The organism is Variovorax sp. GW460-12-1-14-LB1 (genome assembly GCF_059423605.1).
Genome location: NZ_JBWKYF010000015.1, coordinates 67,667 through 85,827 on the forward strand (window position 1 = coordinate 67,667; position 18,161 = coordinate 85,827).

Here is an 18,161-nt window from a genome sequence, read left to right on the forward strand (position 1 = left end):
GCATATCCCATGGCTCAGACCGCACTCCTTTCCGTTTCCGACAAGACCGGCATCCTTGAATTCGCGCAGGCCCTGCATGGCTTGGGCGTCAAGCTGCTGTCCACCGGCGGCACCGCCAAGCTGCTGGCCGACGCCGGCCTGCCGGTGACCGAAGTTGCCGACCACACCGGCTTTCCCGAAATGCTCGACGGCCGCGTGAAGACGCTGCACCCGAAGATCCACGGCGGCCTGCTGGCGCGCCGCGACCTGCCCGCGCACGTGGCGGCCATCAAGGAGCACGGCATCGACACCATCGACCTGCTGGTGGTCAACCTGTACCCGTTCGAAGCCACCGTGGCCAAGCCCGGCTGCACGCTCGAGGACGCCATCGAGAACATCGACATCGGCGGCCCGGCCATGGTGCGCAGCGCCGCCAAGAACTGGAAGGACGTGGGCGTGCTCACCGACGCTTCGCAGTACGCCGTGGCGCTGGCCGAGCTCAAGGCCGACGGCAAGCTCAGCGACAAGACCAAGTTCGCGTTCTCGGTGGCCGCGTTCAACCGCATCGCCGACTACGACGGCGCGATCAGCGACTACCTCTCGGCCATCGACTTCGACGCCAGCATCGGCCAGCCCGCGCCCAAGCGCTCGCTGTTCCCCGCGCAGAGCAACGGCCGCTTCGTGAAGGTGCAGGACCTGCGCTACGGCGAGAACCCGCACCAGCAGGCCGCGTTCTACCGCGACCTGTACCCGGCGCCCGGTTCGCTCGTGTCGGCCAAGCAGCTGCAGGGCAAGGAGCTCAGCTACAACAACATCGCCGACGCCGATGCCGCGTGGGAATGCGTGAAGAGCTTCGATGTGCCCGCCTGCGTGATCGTGAAGCACGCCAACCCCTGCGGCGTGGCCGTGGGCGCCGACGCGCTCGAGGCCTACAGCAAGGCCTTCAAGACCGACCCGACCTCGGCCTTCGGCGGCATCATCGCCTTCAACCGCCCGGTCGACCTCGCCACCGCGCAGGCCGTCAACAAGCAGTTCGTCGAAGTGCTGATGGCACCGGGCTACACGCCCGAGGCGCTGGAAGTGTTCCAGGCCACCAAGGCCAAGCTCAACGTGCGCGTGCTCGAGATCGCGCTGCCCCAGGGCGGCGCCACCGACTGGGACAACGGCCGCAACGCGATGGACGTCAAGCGCGTCGGCTCGGGCCTCTTGATCCAAACCGCCGACAACCACGAGCTGGCACTGGCCGATCTCAAGGTGGTCAGCAAGAAGCAGCCCACGCCGCAGCAGCTGCAAGACCTGCTGTTCGCCTGGAAGGTCGCGAAGTACGTCAAGAGCAACGCGATCGTGTTCTGCGCCGACGGCATGACCATGGGCGTGGGCGCCGGCCAGATGAGCCGGCTCGATTCGGCGCGCATCGCCAGCATCAAGGCCGAGCACGCGGGCCTGTCGCTGAAGGACACGGCGGTGGCGAGCGACGCCTTCTTCCCGTTCCGCGACGGCCTCGATGTGGTGGTGGACGCGGGCGCGGGCTGCGTCATCCAGCCGGGTGGTTCGATGCGCGACCAGGAAGTGATCGATGCGGCCGACGAACGCGGCGTGGTGATGGTGTTCTCGGGCGTGCGCCACTTCCGCCACTGAGCTTGCGGCCCTGCGGGGCCCTCGAACATAAGGCCAGGGCCGCTCACGCGGCCCTGGCCTTTTTCGTTGTCGTCGTCGTTACTCGTGCGTGCCGAAGCGGTACTTCAGCTGGAAGCTGATCGCGCCGTACAGCCGGTTCCTGATCGTCGGCACGTAGGCGATGTTCAGGCCCCAGTTCTTGCCCTCGATGGCGGCGGTCGGAATGATCGCGGGGAACCAGTTGCCGTTGCGGTAGTCGGGGTAGCCGTCGAAGCCGCCCACCACCGCGCCGAACTTCACGCCGTAGAACTCGAAGGGCAGGATGTACAGGCCGACGTAGTGCGACTGGCGCCGGTTGCTGTTGTGGAAGGTGCCGGCCGTGACGCGGTAGGTGTCGTTCAGCGGGTACTCGAAGCCCAGGCCCGGGTTGGCGTTTTCCAGGCCCTTGCCGCTGTCGAAGTGGGCCGAGTAGAAGCCGGGGTTGACCCAGATGTTCTTCGGTTCGAAGGACTGCGCCAGCGCGAGGCCCGGCAGGAGAAGGGCACTCAGCAGCGGCAGCATGCGCAAGGGGGTCATGGGCGGGGCATCCTGAAATTGGTCTGTCTCGCGGCTTCGATGGTGGCTGCGATGACGGCTTCCCTTGGGTTTGCGTGCGTGGGAGCGGCCCCGCGAACGCCGGCGCAATATACACGCGGCGATCGCGAAAACGATGACATCGCTCAGGCGGGCCGCGCCAGGTACTTGCGGAACAGCTCGGCCAGCCGCAGCGCCGCCAGCGACAGCGGCTTGCCGCGCGGCGAGACGATGCCCAGTTCCAGCGGCGGCACCGGCATCGCGAGCGGCACGCGCTCCACCAGGTCGGCATACGGCGGCATGGTGAGCATGCCGGCCGGTCCGACCATCAGCGCGTCGCTGCGCGTGAGCAGGCCCCAGCTCACGCCGAACGACGCCACCTCGATGCGGTGCTCGGGCAGCGGCAGGCCCTGCGCGGCGTACTGCTCGAGCAGGAAGGTGTGCTGGCTGCCTGGCGCCAGGTGCATCAGCCATTCGGCGCCCGCCACTTCTTCCCAGCGCGTGGCGCGGTTCAGCGGATGGCCGCGCCGGCAGAGCACCGCCATCTCGATCATGTCGAGCCGTTCGAACGCGAAGTCGGCGTCGAGCGCCGCGGCGACCGGGCCCGCCACCGCGAAGTCGATCGTGCCTTCGCGCAGCAGCGGCAGCACCTGGGGAATCAGGCCGTCGAAGAGCTTGAGCTGCGCATGCGGCATGGCCTTGCGAAAGGCGCGCACCACCTCGGGCAGCACGCCCAGGAACACCATCGGCGTCACGGCGACGGCCACGCGCCCGTGCTGGCTGCCCTGCAGGATGCGGATGTCCTGGCGCGCGAGTTCGAGCTGCTGGTGCGCCAGCCGCGCGCGCACGGTGAGCTGGCGGCCGCACTCGGTGAACTCGATGCCGCGCGAACTGCGCAGCACCAGTTGGGCGTCGACCTCGGCCTCGAGTTCGCGGATCGCCTTGGTCACGGCCGCCTGGCTCAGGTGCAGGCTGCGCGCGGCGGCGCGGATGCTGCCGGTGTCGGCCAGCCGCAGCCAGGCCTTGAGCTGGTGGTCCTTCATGCGGCGCATTCTGCCGCCCGGCGCCACCGGGTGATCCCCAGACAAACGCAGGTTGTCATCGCGACAAGCGATTGTCTTTTCCGGCGCGCGGCCGATTTCTAGACTTTGCGCACCGGTCGTCTCATGGTGAGCGGCGGGACTCTCACAGGAGATCGCTTCGTGCCTGCACTGTCATTCGCGTGGACCCGCCGCACCGTCCTGGCCGGGCTGGCCGCCGTTGCCCTGGGCGCCTCAGCCCAGTTTCCCGAGCGCCCCTTGAAATTCATCGTGCCCTACGCCGCCGGGTCGGGCGTGGACGTGGCGGTGCGGCCGGTGGCCGACGCCATGGGGCGCGAGCTGGGCCAGGCCCTGGCGGTGGACAACCGCCCCAGCGCCGGCGGCATCGTCGGCACGCAGGCGCTGGCCACCTCCGCGCCGGACGGCTACACCGTCGGCTACGGCAACCTCGTCACGCTGAGCATCAACCCGGCCTTCTTCTCGAAGCTGCCCTACGCGCCCGAGAAAGACCTGGTGCCGGTCGGCCTGATCTCGAGCAACGCCTACGTGCTGATCGTGCGCAAGGACCTGCCGGTGCGCAACCTGCAGGAGCTCATCGCCTACGGCCGCGAGCATCCCGGCAAGCTCTCGGCCGGCTCGCCCGGCATCGGCAGCGCGGGCCACCTGACCGGCGAGCTGCTGAAGGCCGAGACCGGGCTGACGATGGTGCAGGTGCCCTACAAGACCGGCACCCAGGCGGTCGGCGACATGGTCAACGGCCAGCTCGACGTGACCATCGAGAACATCTCGGCGGTGCTGCCGTTCATCCAGCAGGGCCGGGTCAAGGCGATCGCCGTGACCAGCGCGAAGCGCGCCGGCGTGCTGCCCGAGGTGGCGACGGTGGCCGAGAGCGGCGTGCCCGGTTTCGAGGTGGTGGCCTGGGGCGCGCTGATGGCGCCGGCGGGCACGCCGCGCAAGACGGTCGACCGGCTCAACACCGCATTGCGCACCGCGCTGGCCGACCCGGCCGTGGTGCGCGCCAACGCCGCGCTGTCGATCGAGGCATTGCCTTCGAGTCCCGAGGAACTCAGCGCGCTGATGAAGCGCGAGAAGCCGCGCTGGGCCGACGCCGTGCGGCGCGCGGGCGTCAAGGGCGACTGACGCACGTCCGATCGATCGATTTCATTTTTCTCAAGGAGACAACGCATGCAACTCTGGCAACTGGAAGCCGCCGACCTGGCGCAGCGCATCAAGGCGCGCGAGGTCTCGTGCGTCGAGGCGGTGCGCAGCAGCCTGGCGCGGCTGGAGGCCGTCAACCCGCGGGTGAACGCGGTGGTCGACGGCTGCGCCGACGAGGCCCTCGGCGCGGCGGCGCAGGCCGATGCCGTGCTCGCGAAGGGCGAGGCGACCGGGCCGCTGCACGGCGTGCCGGTCACCATCAAGGTCAACGTCGACCAGCGCGGGCATGCCACCACCAACGGCGTGGAGGCTTACCGCAGCGTCGTGGCGAAGGACGACAGCCCCGTGGTGGCGAACCTGCAGCGCGCCGGCGCGATCGTGGTCGGCCGCACCAACACGCCCGCGTTCTCGATGCGCTGGTTCACCGACAACGCGGCGCACGGGCGCACGCTGAATCCGTACGACGCCGACGTCACGCCGGGTGGTTCAAGCGGTGGCGCGGCGGCGGCGGTGGCGGTGGGCATCGGCGCCATCGCGCACGGCAACGACCAGGGCGGATCGATCCGCTACCCGGCCTATGCCTGCGGCGTGTACGGCCTGCGCCCGAGCTTCGGGCGCGTGCCGGCCTTCAATCCTTCAGGTGCGGGTGAGCGGCCGATGGTGGTCCAGCTCACGTCGGTGCAGGGGCCGCTGGCGCGCAGCGTGCGCGACCTGCGGCTGGCCTTTGCCGCGATGGCGCAGCGCGATGTGCGTGACCCGTGGTGGGCGCCCGCGCCGCTGGAATCGGCCACGTCGGGCAGTCCCGTCAGCGTGGCGCTGTGCACCGAGCTGCCCGGCTTTGCTTGCGACCCCGAGGTGGCCGATGCCTTGCAGGGCGCCGCGCGCCGGCTGGAGCGCGCCGGCTACCGTGTCGAGCCTGCGCAGCCGCCGCGCCTGCGCGAGACGGCCGACCTCTGGCTGTCGTTGACGATGGCCGACAGCCGGCTGCTGGTGGAAGAGGCACTGATGCGCGACGGCGACGACACCATCCGCCAGGCCTACCGCGCCATGGACGCGCACGCGCCGCAGTTCGACACGGTGAGCTACATGCGCGCCCTGGCCGCGCGCACGGGCCTGATGCGTGAATGGGCGCTGTTCCTTCAACGACATCCGCTGCTGCTGATGCCCGTGTCGTGGCGCCATCCGTTCCCGGTCGATGCCGACCAGCGCGGCAGCGCCGCGATGCGGGAGATTCTGGATGCGCAGAGCCCGCTGCTGTCCACCGCGATCCTGGGCTTGCCGGGGCTGTCGGTGCCGATGGGGCTGCGCCACGGGCTGCCCACGGGCGTGCAGCTCGTGAGCGACCGCTTCCGGGAAGACCTGTGCCTGGCCGCGGCCGAGGTGCTCGAAGCCGAGGCCGGGCCGGTGGCAGCGGTCGACCCTGCCTGAGCGGGGAGGGCGCGCGTCAGCGCTTGCGGAAGATGTCGCGCGCCGCCTCGATGGTGGCCGCGATGTCGTCCTCGCTGTGCGCGGCGCTCACGAAGCCTGCTTCATAGAGTGCCGGCGCGATGTACACGCCGCGATCGAGCAGCCCGTGGAACAGCGCGTTGAACTGCGCGTTGTCGGTGGTCATCACCGTCGCGTAGTTCTGTGGCAGCTCGTTCATCAGGAAGAAGCCGAACATGCCGCCTTCGCTGTCGGCGTTGAAGGGCTGGCCCTCGGCGGCCGCGGCGGCCTTCAGGCCGTCGACCAGCGTGCGGGTCTTCTTCGCCAGCGCCTCGTAGAAGCCGGGCTTCGAGATTTCCTTCAGCGTGGCCAGGCCGCAGGCGGTGGCCACCGGGTTGCCCGACAGCGTGCCGGCCTGGTAGACCGGGCCCAGCGGCGCGAGCTGTTCCATGATGGCGCGCGGGCCGCCGAAGGCCGCCAGCGGCATGCCGCCGCCGATCACCTTGCCGAGCACCGTGAGGTCGGGCGTGATGCCCAGCACGCCCTGCGCGCCGTGCAGGCCGACACGGAAGCCCGTCATCACCTCGTCGAAGATCAGCAGCGCGCCGTGTTGCGTGCACAGCTCGCGGCAGCGCTTGGCGAAAGCGGGCGTGGCGCGCACGAAGTTCATGTTGCCGGCGATCGCCTCGATCATCAGGCAGGCGATGTCACTGCCGTGCAGCGCGAAGGCCTCTTCGAGCTGCTGCAGGTTGTTGTACTCGAGCACCAGCGTGTGCTGCACCACCTCGGGCGGCACGCCGGCCGAGGTCGGGTTGCCGAAGGTGGCGAGGCCGGAACCGGCCTTCACCAGCAGCGCGTCGGCATGGCCGTGGTAGCAGCCTTCGAACTTGACGATGGTCTTGCGGCCGGTGGCGCCGCGCGCCAGGCGCAGCGCGCTCATCGCGGCCTCGGTGCCAGAGCTCACGAGGCGCACCATCTCCATCGACGGCACCAGGGCCAGGATGGCTTCGGCCAGTTCGATTTCGCGCTCGGTCGGCGCGCCGTACGAGAAGCCTTCGAGCACGGCTTTCTGCACCGCCTCGACCACGGCGGGATGGCCGTGGCCCAGGATCATCGGGCCCCAGGAGCCGATGTAGTCGATGTAGCGCTTGTCGTTGGCGTCCCAGAAATAGGCGCCTTGTGCGCGCTGGATGAAACGGGGCGTGCCGCCGACGGCCTTGAAGGCGCGCACGGGCGAGTTCACGCCGCCGGGGATCACGGCGCGGGCGCGCTCGAAAAGAAGGTCGTTCTGGTCAGTCATCAGTGTCGCGTGTCGTGCGGGGGTAAAGCGAAATCGGGGGGGGTGTCGGGCGCGTCGTCATCGTCTTCGTCGTCCTCGGGCTCGGCCCAGAACAGGCGGTCGGGCAGCACGTGGCCCATGCCGGGGCGGAAGCCCGCGTCGAGGCAGCGGTCCATGTAAGCGAGCGCTTCGGTCGTGGCCGCGACCAGGTCGGTGCCGCTGGCGAGCAGGGCCGCCAGCGCGGCCGAGAGCGTGTCGCCGGCGCCGGCGAAGACGGCTTCGAGCCGTTCGTACTTCTCGCTGGCCAGCACCGACTGCGGCGAGGCCAGCACGTTGTCGATGAACTGGTCGGGCAAGACCATGCCGGTGACCAGGGTGTAGGGCACGCCGAACTCGCCGGCGGCCTTGGCGATGTCGCGCGCGCCGGGCGGGCGCTCGCCGCTCCAGTCGGGCAGCAGCCAGCGCCACAGCGTGCTGTGGTTTCCAACCAACACCGTGGTCTGGGGCAGCACGAGGTCGCGGAAAGCGTCGAGATAGGCCTCGATGAGGTTCTCGTCCCACCACGACAGGTTGGGCATGTAGGCCACCACGGGCACGTCCGGGTAGTCGGCGGCGGTCTCGGCGATGGTGCTCAGCGCTTCGGGGGTGCCGGCAAAGCCCACCTTGATCAGCTGGACCTCGACGTCTTCGAGGATGGAGCGCGCCTGCTCGGCCACGGCCTCTTCCTCGAAGGCGAAGTGGTCGAAGATCTCGGCCGTGTCGCGGGCGTAGGCGCCCGTCACCACCGGCAGGATGTGAGCGCCCACCGATCCCATGGCCAGGGCGTCGGCGCCCAGGCCGCCCGCGCCGCTCGGATCGCTGGCATTGAACACCAGCACGCAGGGGGGATTCAGGTCGCGTTCGCTCAGCGCCTCGTCGTCCTGCGAGGGGTCGTTAAGATTGCCCGGTTTGCGGGCGTTCTCGTCTGGATGTAAGTAGATGGTCATACGCCTAGCGAAATCCCCTGGATGGTGGCATAGGCGCGACGTTTACGGTCTGCCAGTGAGATACGCATAGATACACTCGTTGCATTTAATGAACAAGGACTTTAAGCTCCGATGAACACGAAAACTTGGATGTGCCTGATTTGTGGGTGGATCTATGACGAAGCGGTTGGTGTACCGGAAGACGGCATCGCGGCAGGCACGGCCTGGGCCGATGTGCCGATGAACTGGACCTGTCCTGAGTGCGGTGCGCGCAAGGAAGACTTCGAAATGGTTGAGATCTGACAAGCATGGCATAGGGCTACGCGATCTGCGTCGATGTTCGGCGCGGCGGGCATCCAAGTCTCATGAGCAGGAGCGTTTGCAATGGGCCCGAATGGATCTGGTTACAAGGTGCTGGTCATCGATGACAGCAACACCATCCGGCGCAGTGCCGAGATTTTTCTGAAGCAGGGTGGGCACGAGGTTCTTCTCGCGGAAGACGGCTTCGACGCGCTCTCCAAGGTTAACGACCACAAGCCTCACCTGATTTTCTGCGACATCCTGATGCCTCGCCTCGACGGCTATCAGACCTGCGCCATCATCAAGCGCAACGCGCATTTCTCCAATGTCCCGGTCGTCATGCTGTCTTCGAAAGATGGCGTATTCGACAAGGCCCGCGGCCGCATGGTCGGGTCCCAAGACTATCTCACCAAGCCATTCACCAAAGACCAGCTGCTGCAAGCCGTGCAGCAGTTTGGCATTGTTCAACAGGAAGTGCAGTAATGCCCATTCGAAAAATCCTCGTCGTCGACGACTCCAAGACGGAACTGGTGTTCCTGACCGACCTCCTCCAGAAGAACGGTTTCTCCGTGAAGACGGCAGAAAACGCCGACGACGCGATGCGCCGCCTCGAGGAAGACCACCCCGACCTGATCCTCATGGACGTGGTCATGCCCGGCCAGAACGGCTTCCAGCTCACGCGCGCCATCGCTCGCGACCCGAAGTACGCCGCCATTCCGATCATCCTGTGCACCAGCAAGAACCAGGAAACCGATCGTGTCTGGGGCATGCGCCAGGGCGCACGCGACTACATCGTGAAGCCGGTCAACGCGGCCGATCTGATGTCCAAGATCAGCGCGCTCGCCTGAGCGGGAACCTGCGCACTCCATGGCGAATCGCGACGCGCTGCGCGCCTTCCAGTCCCGGCTTGCGAGCCGCCTCCAGGCCGCGCGCACCACGGGCGTGGCCGCGAGCTGGCTGGCGGTCGAGGCGGGTGAGGGCAAGTACCTCTTTCCGCTGGCGCACGCCGGCGAAATCTTTCCCTGGACGCCGCCCCAGCCCGTGCCCTACACGGAGCCCTGGTTCCTCGGCGTCGCCAACCTGCGCGGCGGCCTGTACGGCGTCGTGCAGCTGTCGGCGTTTGCGTCCGGTGCGCCGGGCGCCCCCGCCGCCACCGAGGCGGCGCGCATCCAATCGCGGCTCGTGGCATTCAACGAGCTGCTCGAAGTCAACTGCGCTTTGCTGGTCGATCGACTGGCGGGGTTGCGGGGTGCGGAGGCCTTCACGGCCGCCGACGCTCCGGGCGCAGAGGCCCCGGCCTGGCACGGGCATCTGTACACCGACGCAGCAGGAGAGCGCTGGCAGGAAGTCAACCTGCAGGCGCTTTCGCAGCAACCCCAGTTTTTGAGTATTGGTGCGTAGTGCTTCGGCACATGGCACTGGCAACCACCTGAAGGACCGACCGTGAGCTCGATCGCCGACAAGTTCAAGAAATTACTCCCCGCGACCAACGGGAACGACAAGGCCCGCGTCGACGGCTCCGGTTCGATATCGCTCGACGATGTCGACACGGTTCAGGTTCCGGACGAAAAAACGATCCGCCTCGCCAAGAAGGGCGAGGGCGCATCCGCCGCCACAGCCGACACCGGCTTCGGCGGCATCGACGCGCTGGGCGACCCGGCGTCCGTCGAGGCTGCCAACGCGGCCACGCTCGAAGCGGTTCCGCTGGCCCCCGCCGCGGGCGGCGGCATGGGCGCCAACCCCGCCAAGCAGCAGCGCGTGCTGGCGATCATGCTGGCCATCGTGGTGCTGGCGCTGTTGCTGGTGGCCGGCTCCGCCATCCTTCGCGCGGAACGCCTGGCGCAGCAGGTGGCGGCCACCGGCCAGTCGCTGATGCAGTCGCAGCGCCTGGCCAAGTCGATCTCGCAGGCCCTCGTCGGCAGCGCCTCGGCGTTCGTCGAAGTGAAGGACAGCGCCGACGACCTCTCGCGCCGCGTGCAGGGCCTGACCAACGGCGACGACGCCTTGCGCCTGGAAGCCGTCGGCAACCAGTACGACGAGGAGATGAACAAGATCAACCCGCTGGTCGCCCGCGCCGACACCAGCGCCAAGGCCGTGCTGGCCCAGCGCCAGATCCTGACGCAGGTGGGTGCCGCTCTGCGCGACATCAACCAGCAGTCGTCCACGCTGCTCGAAATGACGGAAACCGTCGCGTCGCTGAAGATGCAGCAGAACGCCACGCTGCCCGAGATCTCGGCCGCCGGCCAGCTCGTGATGCTGACGCAGCGCATCGGCAAGTCGACCAACGAGTTCTTCACGGTCGAAGGCGTGAACCCCGACGCCGTGTTCCTGCTGGGCAAGGACCTGAACACCTTCCAGGAAACCACCCGCGGCCTGCTCGACGGCAACGCGCAGCAGCGCTTCCCCGGCTCGAAAGACCCGCAGACCCGCCAGCAGCTCGAAGCCATCCTGAAGACCTACGAACAGATGCGCACGCAGGCTTCGGCCATTCTGGGCAACCTGCAAGGCCTGGTGGCCGCGCGCGAAGCGCAGGCGTCCATCCTGACCGACAGCGAGCCGCTGCGTAAGTCGCTGGGCGAACTGCAAGAAAAGCTCTCGGCCCGCACCGGCCTGGGCGCCGGCACCATCGTGCTGCTGTTCGTGCTGTCGCTGGCCGCCCTGGCTCTGGCCGGCGCCATCGGTTTCGTGCAGGTGCGCGAAGGCCGCGAACGTGCCGCCGTCGCCGAACGCGAGCGTCTGGCTGCCGAGCAGGCGTCCGAAGAAGCCGGCCGCGTGAACAACGCCAACCAGGCCGCCATTCTTCGCCTGATGAACGAACTGCAAACGGTGGCCGAAGGCGACCTGACGCAGGAAGCGACCGTGACCGAGGACATCACCGGCGCCATCGCCGACTCGGTGAACTACACGGTGGAAGAACTGCGCTTGCTGGTGGGCAACGTGCAGAACACGGCGACCCGCGTGGCGCAAACGACGTCGCAGGTGGAAAACACCTCGACCGAACTGCTCGCCGCCTCGACCGAACAGCTGCGCGAAATTCGTGAAACCGGCCAGTCGGTGCTGACCATGGCCGAGCGAATCAACGGCGTGTCCTCGCAAGCGCAAGAGTCCGCCACGGTGGCGCGCCAGTCGCTGCAAGCCGCATCGTCGGGCCTGCAGGCCGTGCAGAACGCCATCGGCGGTATGAACTCGATCCGCGACCAGATCCAGGAAACCTCCAAGCGGATCAAGCGCCTGGGCGAATCGTCGCAGGAGATTGGCGAAATCACCGAGCTGATCTCGGACATTACCGAACAGACCAACGTGCTGGCCCTGAACGCCGCCATTCAAGCGGCATCCGCCGGTGAAGCCGGCCGAGGCTTCTCGGTGGTGGCGGAAGAAGTTCAGCGACTGGCCGAACGCTCCGCAGACGCCACGCGCCAGATTTCGGCGCTGGTGAAGGCGATTCAGACCGACACCCAGGACGCGGTGGGCGCCATGGAGCGTTCCACGCAGGGTGTGGTCGAAGGGGCCAAGCTGTCCGACAACGCGGGTACCGCGCTGTCCGAGATCGACCGCGTGTCGCGCCGACTCGCTGACCTCATCGAGCAGATTTCGCAGTCCGCCTCCCGCGAAGCCGATTCGGCCAACGTGGTGGCCGCCAACATCCAGCACATTTTTGCGGTGACGGAACAGACCGGAGAAGGCACGCGGACCACGGCCCAGCAGGTGCGCGAGCTCTCGCAGATGGCCGAAGAACTGCGTCGCTCGGTGGCCCGTTTCAAGATCGCGTGACAACAGATAGATAAGAACGGCGAGCAACCACGTGTCGATTCAAACCCCTGCCACGGCCCCCCTTGCCGGCAACATGCCGGCCACCGAAGACCTCGGGCCGCTGGCCTGGGTGCTGGGAGAAATCCAGAAGTCCCTCGACGGTGTCGGCAAGTCGCTGCGGCGTTTCGTGCGCGACGTGGGCAGTGCCACGGAGCCCGAGAGCGGTCCGCTGCAGATGGCCCGCCAGCAACTGCACCAGGCCGTCGGCGCGCTGCAGATGGTCGGCCACAGCTCGCCCGCACTGGTGTTGGGCACCATCGAATTCGCGGTGCAGGGCTTCATCGCCGAACCGCAGCGCTGCACCGAGAGTGCCGTGCACAAGATCGAGCGCGCCGGCTTTGCCGTCACCGATTTCCTCAGCGCACTGCTGGCCGGCAAGGCCGTGTCGTCGGTGGCGCTGTTCCCGCAGTACCGCGACGTGCTGGAGCTGGGCGGCAATGAGCGCGTCCACCCGGCGGACCTGTGGAGCACCGCATGGCGCTGGGTCGAGGTCAAGCCGGCCCTCACGCAAGCCGCGCTCGCTTATGACCCGGCCGTGCGTTCGCGGCTCGACCGCGAGGTGCTGCAGCTGGTCAAGAGCGGCGACGCGCAGGCCGCGCGACGGCTGCATGCGCTGTGCCTGGGGCTCGGGCGCGGTGCGCTGCTGCCGCGCGTCGCGAGCTTCTGGACGCTGGCCGCCGGCTTCTTCGAAGCCCTTGCGCTGGGCCTGATTCCCGCCGACACCTACGTCAAGCGCGCCGCCTCGCGCGTGCTGCTGCAGTACGCCACGCTGGCGCGCGGCGACAGCGTGGTGTCCGACCGCCTCGGCCAGGACCTGCTCTTCTTCTGCGCCCAGGCCGTGCCCGGCGCGCAGGACGACGCCGCCACGCTGCGCACCGTGCGCAGCGCCTGGGGCGTGACGCAGGAGCCGCGCGTCGACTACACCGTGGTGCAGTTCGGCCGTTTCGATCCGCTGGTGCTCTCGCAGGCGCGCAAGCGCATCGAGACCGCCAAGGAAATGTGGTCGGCGCTCTCGGGCGGCGACATCACGCGCACGCGGCAGGTGGCCGACACGTTCGCGCAGCTCGGCGAATCGCTGCTGAAGCTGCACCCGCCGAGCCAGCCGATGGTGCAGGCGCTGACGCATGCCGTGGACGCCTCGGTGCGTTCCGGCCAGCCGCCCGACACCGAACTGGCGATGGAAGTCGCCACCTCGGTGCTGTACCTCGAAGCCGCGCTCGAAGACCTCGACCCCAGCGACCCGCAGCTCACGGCCCGCACGCTGCAGCTGGCCGGCCGCATCGAGCGCGTGCGCGACGGCGGCCGTTCCGAGCCGCTCGAACCGTGGATGGAGGACCTGTACCGCCGCGTCAGCGACCGCCAGACCATGGGCACCGTGGTCGACGAGCTGCGCAGCCACCTGAGCGAACTCGAGAAGTCGCTCGACCAGTATTTCCGCCGCCCGGCCGAAAAGCCGCTGCTGCGCACCGTGCCCACCCAGCTCATGCAGATGCGCGGCGTGTTCTCGGTGCTGGGGCTCGAGCAGGCCGCGCACACCGTGCAACGCATGCGCGACGACGTCGAGCAGATGCTGCAGGTCAACCGCTCGCCCGTCGAGGAAATGGCCACCTTCGACGCGCTCGGCAACAACCTGGGCGCGCTCGGTTTCCTCATCGACATGCTGGGCTACCAGCCCGCACTGGCCAAGCGCCTGTTCGTGTTCGACGCCGAAGCCGGCGAGCTCAAGCCGCTGATGGGCCGCCAGGCCATCGATGCCGCGGCCCCGGCCGAAGGCGCTGCCGCACCGGCCGCCGAGCCCGTGCTCAGCATCGAGGAAGTCGACGCGCAGATCGCCTCCAAGCTCGCCGCGCTGGCCACGCCCAACCGCAAGACCAAGCCGTCGCCGCTGGAGGAATTCAGCCGCAAGGCCGAGAGCTGGACCACCAAGATCACGGGCCCGTCGGCGCTGCCCGACACCGAGGTCACCGAGCTCGAAGAAGACGACCTGCAGAACATCTTCCTGGACGAAGCCCGCGAAGTGGTGGGCAACGGCCTGGCCGCCATCGCCGCGCTGGGCAACCGTCCCGGCGACACCGAAGAACTCACCATCCTGCGCCGCGCGTTCCACACGCTCAAGGGCAGCTCGCGCATGGTCGGCCTCACCGACTTCGGCGACGCCGCCTGGTCGCTCGAGCAGGTGCTCAACACCTGGCTGGCCGACCAGCGCGACGCCACGCCCGAGCTGCTGTCGAGCACCGAGCGCATGCTCCGCGATTTCAGCCAGTGGGTCGAAGCCATCGCCGCCGGCGATGCGGGCACCTGGCACTCGGCACCGTTCAGCCGCGTGGCGAATGCGCTGCTGGCCGGCGAGCCCGTGCCCGCACCGGTGCGCGTGGCCGATGCCGAAGCGCTCGCGGTGGCCGCGCGCCACATCGCCGCCGAGCCGGCGCCGCTCGCACTGCCGGAGCTGCCTGAGCTCCCCGACCTTTCGCTGACGCCGCAAGATGTCGCAGCCCCTGACGCCACGTTGGACTTCTCCGATTGGCAGCAGGCGCAAGAAGCGCCACACGCACCGACCAAGCCTGTCACACCCGAGCCCGACGACGATTTCGCCTCCACCGACTTCCTTGACTTCGAAGGCAAGCAGAGCACCGCGCCCGCACCGCTCGACGTGCTGCCCAGCGGCGACGATTTCGATTTCCTCGCGCCCCCGAAGACGCATGCACCGGCTGAGCCCGCCGTGTCGCACGCCGAACCCGAGCCCGCCCCGGAAATCGCAGCGACGGTGCCGACCGCATCGGGCCTGCCCGATCTCGAATGGGCGCCCGAGCCGCTGCCGCTGGCTGCTGCTGCTGAGCCTGTCGCCGAAACGGTGGCACCTGTCGAGGTCATCGAAGCGGCCGAAGAACTGCCGGCGCTGGAAGTGCCGGTCGAAGAACTGCAGCCGGAACCTGTGTCGGCGGCCATCGAAGCCGCCCCCGAGGTCCCTGCTGTCGTCGAGGAGCTGCCAGCCGCCGTCGTGGCCGAACCGGAACCTGTGTTGGAGCCCGAGCCCGTGCTGGCCGAGGCGGTTCCCGAGCCCGAGTCCTCCATCGCCCCGAGCGCCGAAGACCAGGTCAAGGTGATCGGTCCGCTGCGCATCGGCATCGCGCTGTACAACGTCTACCTCAACGAAGCCGACGAATGGTCCCGCCAGCTGGCGACCGATGTCGGCGAATGGGCGCTCGAAACCCACGAGCGCCTGCCCGACTCGACCATCGCGCTGGCGCATTCGCTGGCCGGCAGCTCGGCCACCGTCGGCTTCCACAGCCTCTCGGGCATGGCCCGCCTGCTCGAATCGGCGCTGCAGCACCTGCAGATGCAGGGCAGCGGCACGCGCGAACAGGGCGTCGTGCTGGTCGCCGCGGCCGACGAGCTGCGTCGCCTGCTGCACCAGTTCGCCGTCGGCTTCCTGCGCGATCCGTCCGAAGCCACGCTGCAGGCGCTGCGCGAAATCGCCGCAGCGCCGATGCCGCCCGAGATCGCCGCGGCCCGCTTCGAGACGCTGCTGCCCAAGCAGGTCGTCGCCAACGACGCCTTCGCCGACGTGGTACTGGACGACAACGAAGACGCCATCGACCTGGCCGATGCGGTCGACGTCGACCTGTTCCCGATCTTCGAGGAAGAGGCTGCCGAACTGATGCCCCAGCTGGGCGAGGCGCTGCGCCAGTGGTCGCACCACCCCGACGACGCCGCGCCGCGCGCCTCGGTGCTGCGCACGCTGCACACGCTCAAGGGCAGCGCACGGCTGGCCGGCGCCATGCGCCTGGGCGAGCGCGCGCACCGCATGGAGTCCGAGATCGAGCTCCTGGGCTCCCAGGGGGCGGAGCGGGCCGACATCGAGAAGCTGCTCACGCGCCTGGACACGCTGCAACACACCTTCGACGCCCTGCGCGCGGCCGACGACGCCGCCCAGGTCGAAGTGGCCCAGCTGATCGCCACCGCCAGCCCGACCGCACCCGCCATCCAGCGCGTGCAGGCGGCGCCCGAGGTGCGCGAGTCGGCGAACGACGACCAGGCTGAAGCGGCCTCCGCCGAATCCGCCGTGGAAGCCCCGTCGTCCCTGCTGCCGCGCCCCGCGCCGGCCCTGCTCGCGCCGCTGCGTGCAGCGTCGGGCCAGGCGGTGCGCATCCGCACCCAGCTGCTCGACCGCCTGGTCGCGCAGACCGGCGAGGTCATCATCACGCGCTCGCGCCTTGAGGCCGAACTGGGCCAGCTGCGCGGTTCGCTCGCCGACCTCACGGGCAACCTCGACCGCCTGCGCCAGCAGCTGCGCGACATCGAGGTGCAGGCCGAAAGCCAGATGCAGTCGCGCCTGGCACAGGCCAAGGACTCGCAGCAGAGTTTCGACCCGCTCGAGTTCGACCGCTTCACCCGCGTGCAGGAACTCACGCGCATGATGGCCGAGTCGGTGAACGACGTGGCCACCGTGCAGCGCACCTTGCAGAAGACCGTGCAGGCCACGGAAGACGACCTGAGCGTGCAGGCACGCCAGACGCGCGAACTGCAGCGCGGCCTGCTGCGTACGCGCATGGTGGAGTTCGAAGGCATCTCCGACCGCCTGTACCGCGTGGTGCGCCAGGCCTCGAAGGACACCGGCAAGCAGGTGCGCCTGGACATCGTCGGCGGCTCCATCGAAATGGACCGCGGCGTGCTCGACCGCATGACGCCCGCCTTCGAACACCTGCTGCGCAACTGCGTGGCGCACGGCATCGAGGATGTGGCAGCGCGCGAGAAGGCCGGCAAGGACGCCAGCGGTCTCATCGTCATCGACCTGCACCACGAAGGCAACGACGTGTCGGTGAGCTTCCGTGACGACGGTGCCGGCCTCGACCAGAAGCGCATCGCCGAACGCGCCCGCGCCCTCGGCCTGCTCGGCCCCGACCAGGAGCTGTCGCCCGAAGAAGCCACCGAGCTGATCTTCAAGCCCGGCTTCTCCACCGCCGGGCAGGTGTCCGAACTGGCCGGCCGCGGCATCGGCATGGACGTGGTGCGCGCGCAGATCGCCGCGCTCGGCGGCCGCATCGAAACGCACAGCACGCCGGGCCAGGGCACCACCTTCAAGCTGGTGCTGCCGCTGACCACCGCCGTGACGCACGTGGTCATGCTGCGCGCGGGCGAGGTGTCGATCGGCGTGCCGTCGAACCTCGTGGAACTCGTGCAGCGCGTGAGCGGTGCCGACCTCGAGGCCGCCTACCTGAACCACAGCTTCGCCTTCGGCAGCGAGCAGGTGCCGTTCTACTGGGCCGGCGCGCTGCTGCAGCATTCCATCCGCAGCGAGCACGCCGCCACCAAGAACAACACGCTGGTGATCGTGCGAAGCGCGGCGCAGCGCGTGGCCCTGCACGTGGACGAAGTGCTGGGCAACCAGGAAGTCGTGGTCAAGAACCTCGGCCCGCAGCTCGCGCGGCTGCCCGGCCTGGCCGGCATCTCGGTGCTGGCTTCGGGTGCGGTGGCGCTCATCTACAACCCGGTGGCGCTGGCCGCGGTGCATGGCGACCAGGCGCGTGCGCGCCAGACCGCCGCGCTGGCCGCGCCGACGCATGCCGCTTCGGTGGACACCGGCGCGCCGCAGACGCCGGCCGCCTTTGCTCCGGTGGTGCCGCAGATCCCGCTCGTGCTGGTGGTGGACGACTCCATCACTGTGCGCCGCGTCACGCAGCGCCTGCTGCAGCGCGAAGGCTATCGCGTGTCGCTCGCGGCCGACGGCCTGCAGGCGCTCGAGCGACTGCAGCAGGAGCGCCCGGCCGTGGTGCTGTCGGACATCGAGATGCCGCGCATGGACGGCTTCGACCTGGCCCGCAACATCCGCGCCGACGTGGCCCTGGCCGAGCTGCCGATCATCATGATCACCTCGCGCATCGCCGAGAAGCACCGCGAGTACGCCCGCGACCTGGGCGTGAACCACTACCTGGGCAAGCCGTACTCGGAAGAGGAACTGCTGCGCCTGGTGCGTGCCTACACGAGCGAGCCGGCCGCGTTGGCGGTGGCCTGATC

Annotated in this window: 13 protein-coding genes; 9 read left to right on the top strand and 4 right to left on the bottom strand. The window is 68.8% G+C overall.

The genetic code is table 11. The features are described 5' to 3' along the window. The first annotated feature begins 9 nt into the window (after positions 1-9). Entirely contained in the window at positions 10-1,617 is a 1,608-nt protein-coding gene (purH, locus tag AC07Y4_RS10605) for a bifunctional phosphoribosylaminoimidazolecarboxamide formyltransferase/IMP cyclohydrolase (RefSeq protein ID WP_495274505.1), read from the top strand. A gap of 78 nt (positions 1,618-1,695) precedes the next feature. Here the strand turns inward: purH and AC07Y4_RS10610 are convergent, their stop codons facing one another. Together AC07Y4_RS10610 and AC07Y4_RS10615 are read right to left on the bottom strand one after the other, a co-directional pair. After that, positions 1,696-2,172: a hypothetical protein gene (locus AC07Y4_RS10610; protein WP_062479124.1), complete on the bottom strand. Its 477-nt coding sequence runs from the start codon at positions 2,170-2,172 to the stop codon at positions 1,696-1,698. A 143-nt stretch (positions 2,173-2,315) separates the two neighbouring features. Next, complete coding sequence (locus tag AC07Y4_RS10615) at positions 2,316-3,212, bottom strand: LysR substrate-binding domain-containing protein (protein ID WP_062479122.1); 897 nt, start codon at positions 3,210-3,212, stop codon at positions 2,316-2,318. A gap of 159 nt (positions 3,213-3,371) precedes the next feature. Between AC07Y4_RS10615 and AC07Y4_RS10620 the strand changes: the two genes are divergently transcribed. Both AC07Y4_RS10620 and AC07Y4_RS10625 read left to right on the top strand, forming a co-directional pair. Continuing rightward, entirely contained in the window at positions 3,372-4,349 is a 978-nt protein-coding gene (locus AC07Y4_RS10620) for a Bug family tripartite tricarboxylate transporter substrate binding protein (RefSeq protein ID WP_255221165.1), read from the top strand. A gap of 45 nt (positions 4,350-4,394) precedes the next feature. Continuing rightward, the gene (locus AC07Y4_RS10625) at positions 4,395-5,795 is read left to right on the top strand and encodes an amidase family protein (protein ID WP_495274506.1); all 1,401 of its coding nucleotides are present in this window, start codon (positions 4,395-4,397) and stop codon (positions 5,793-5,795) included. 16 nt (positions 5,796-5,811) lie between these two features. Here AC07Y4_RS10625 and hemL read toward each other — a convergent pair whose 3' ends face one another. Both hemL and thiD read right to left on the bottom strand, forming a co-directional pair. Then, complete coding sequence (hemL, locus tag AC07Y4_RS10630) at positions 5,812-7,092, bottom strand: glutamate-1-semialdehyde 2,1-aminomutase (RefSeq protein WP_495274507.1); 1,281 nt, start codon at positions 7,090-7,092, stop codon at positions 5,812-5,814. Further along, positions 7,092-8,057: a bifunctional hydroxymethylpyrimidine kinase/phosphomethylpyrimidine kinase gene (thiD, locus tag AC07Y4_RS10635; protein WP_495274508.1), complete on the bottom strand. Its 966-nt coding sequence runs from the start codon at positions 8,055-8,057 to the stop codon at positions 7,092-7,094. The genes hemL and thiD overlap by 1 nt, the downstream gene beginning before the upstream one ends. A 111-nt stretch (positions 8,058-8,168) precedes the next feature. Here thiD and AC07Y4_RS10640 point away from each other — a divergent pair, with 111 nt between their 5' ends. The 6 genes from AC07Y4_RS10640 to AC07Y4_RS10665 all read left to right on the top strand — a co-directional run bounded on the left by AC07Y4_RS10640 (position 8,169) and on the right by AC07Y4_RS10665 (position 18,159). Next, complete coding sequence (locus AC07Y4_RS10640) at positions 8,169-8,339, top strand: rubredoxin (RefSeq protein ID WP_007838397.1); 171 nt, start codon at positions 8,169-8,171, stop codon at positions 8,337-8,339. Positions 8,340-8,420: 81 nt separating this feature from the next. Further along, positions 8,421-8,819, top strand: a complete 399-nt coding sequence (locus AC07Y4_RS10645) for a response regulator (RefSeq protein WP_021012487.1) — start codon at positions 8,421-8,423, stop codon at positions 8,817-8,819. Next, a complete protein-coding gene (locus AC07Y4_RS10650) occupies positions 8,819-9,184 on the top strand; it encodes a response regulator (protein WP_062479114.1) in 366 nt (121 codons plus the stop codon). The genes AC07Y4_RS10645 and AC07Y4_RS10650 overlap by 1 nt, the downstream gene beginning before the upstream one ends. 19 nt (positions 9,185-9,203) lie before the next feature. Further along, on the top strand, positions 9,204-9,737 hold the full coding sequence (locus tag AC07Y4_RS10655) for a chemotaxis protein CheW (protein ID WP_062479111.1): 534 nt from the start codon (positions 9,204-9,206) through the stop codon (positions 9,735-9,737). A 42-nt stretch (positions 9,738-9,779) separates the two neighbouring features. Beyond that, positions 9,780-12,107 (top strand): methyl-accepting chemotaxis protein, encoded by a 2,328-nt coding sequence (locus AC07Y4_RS10660; protein ID WP_095948039.1) that lies wholly within the window; start codon positions 9,780-9,782, stop codon positions 12,105-12,107. Positions 12,108-12,138: 31 nt separating this feature from the next. Beyond that, positions 12,139-18,159, top strand: coding sequence for a hybrid sensor histidine kinase/response regulator (locus AC07Y4_RS10665; protein WP_495274509.1), 6,021 nt, complete (start codon positions 12,139-12,141; stop codon positions 18,157-18,159). The last annotated feature ends 2 nt before the right edge of the window (positions 18,160-18,161 follow it).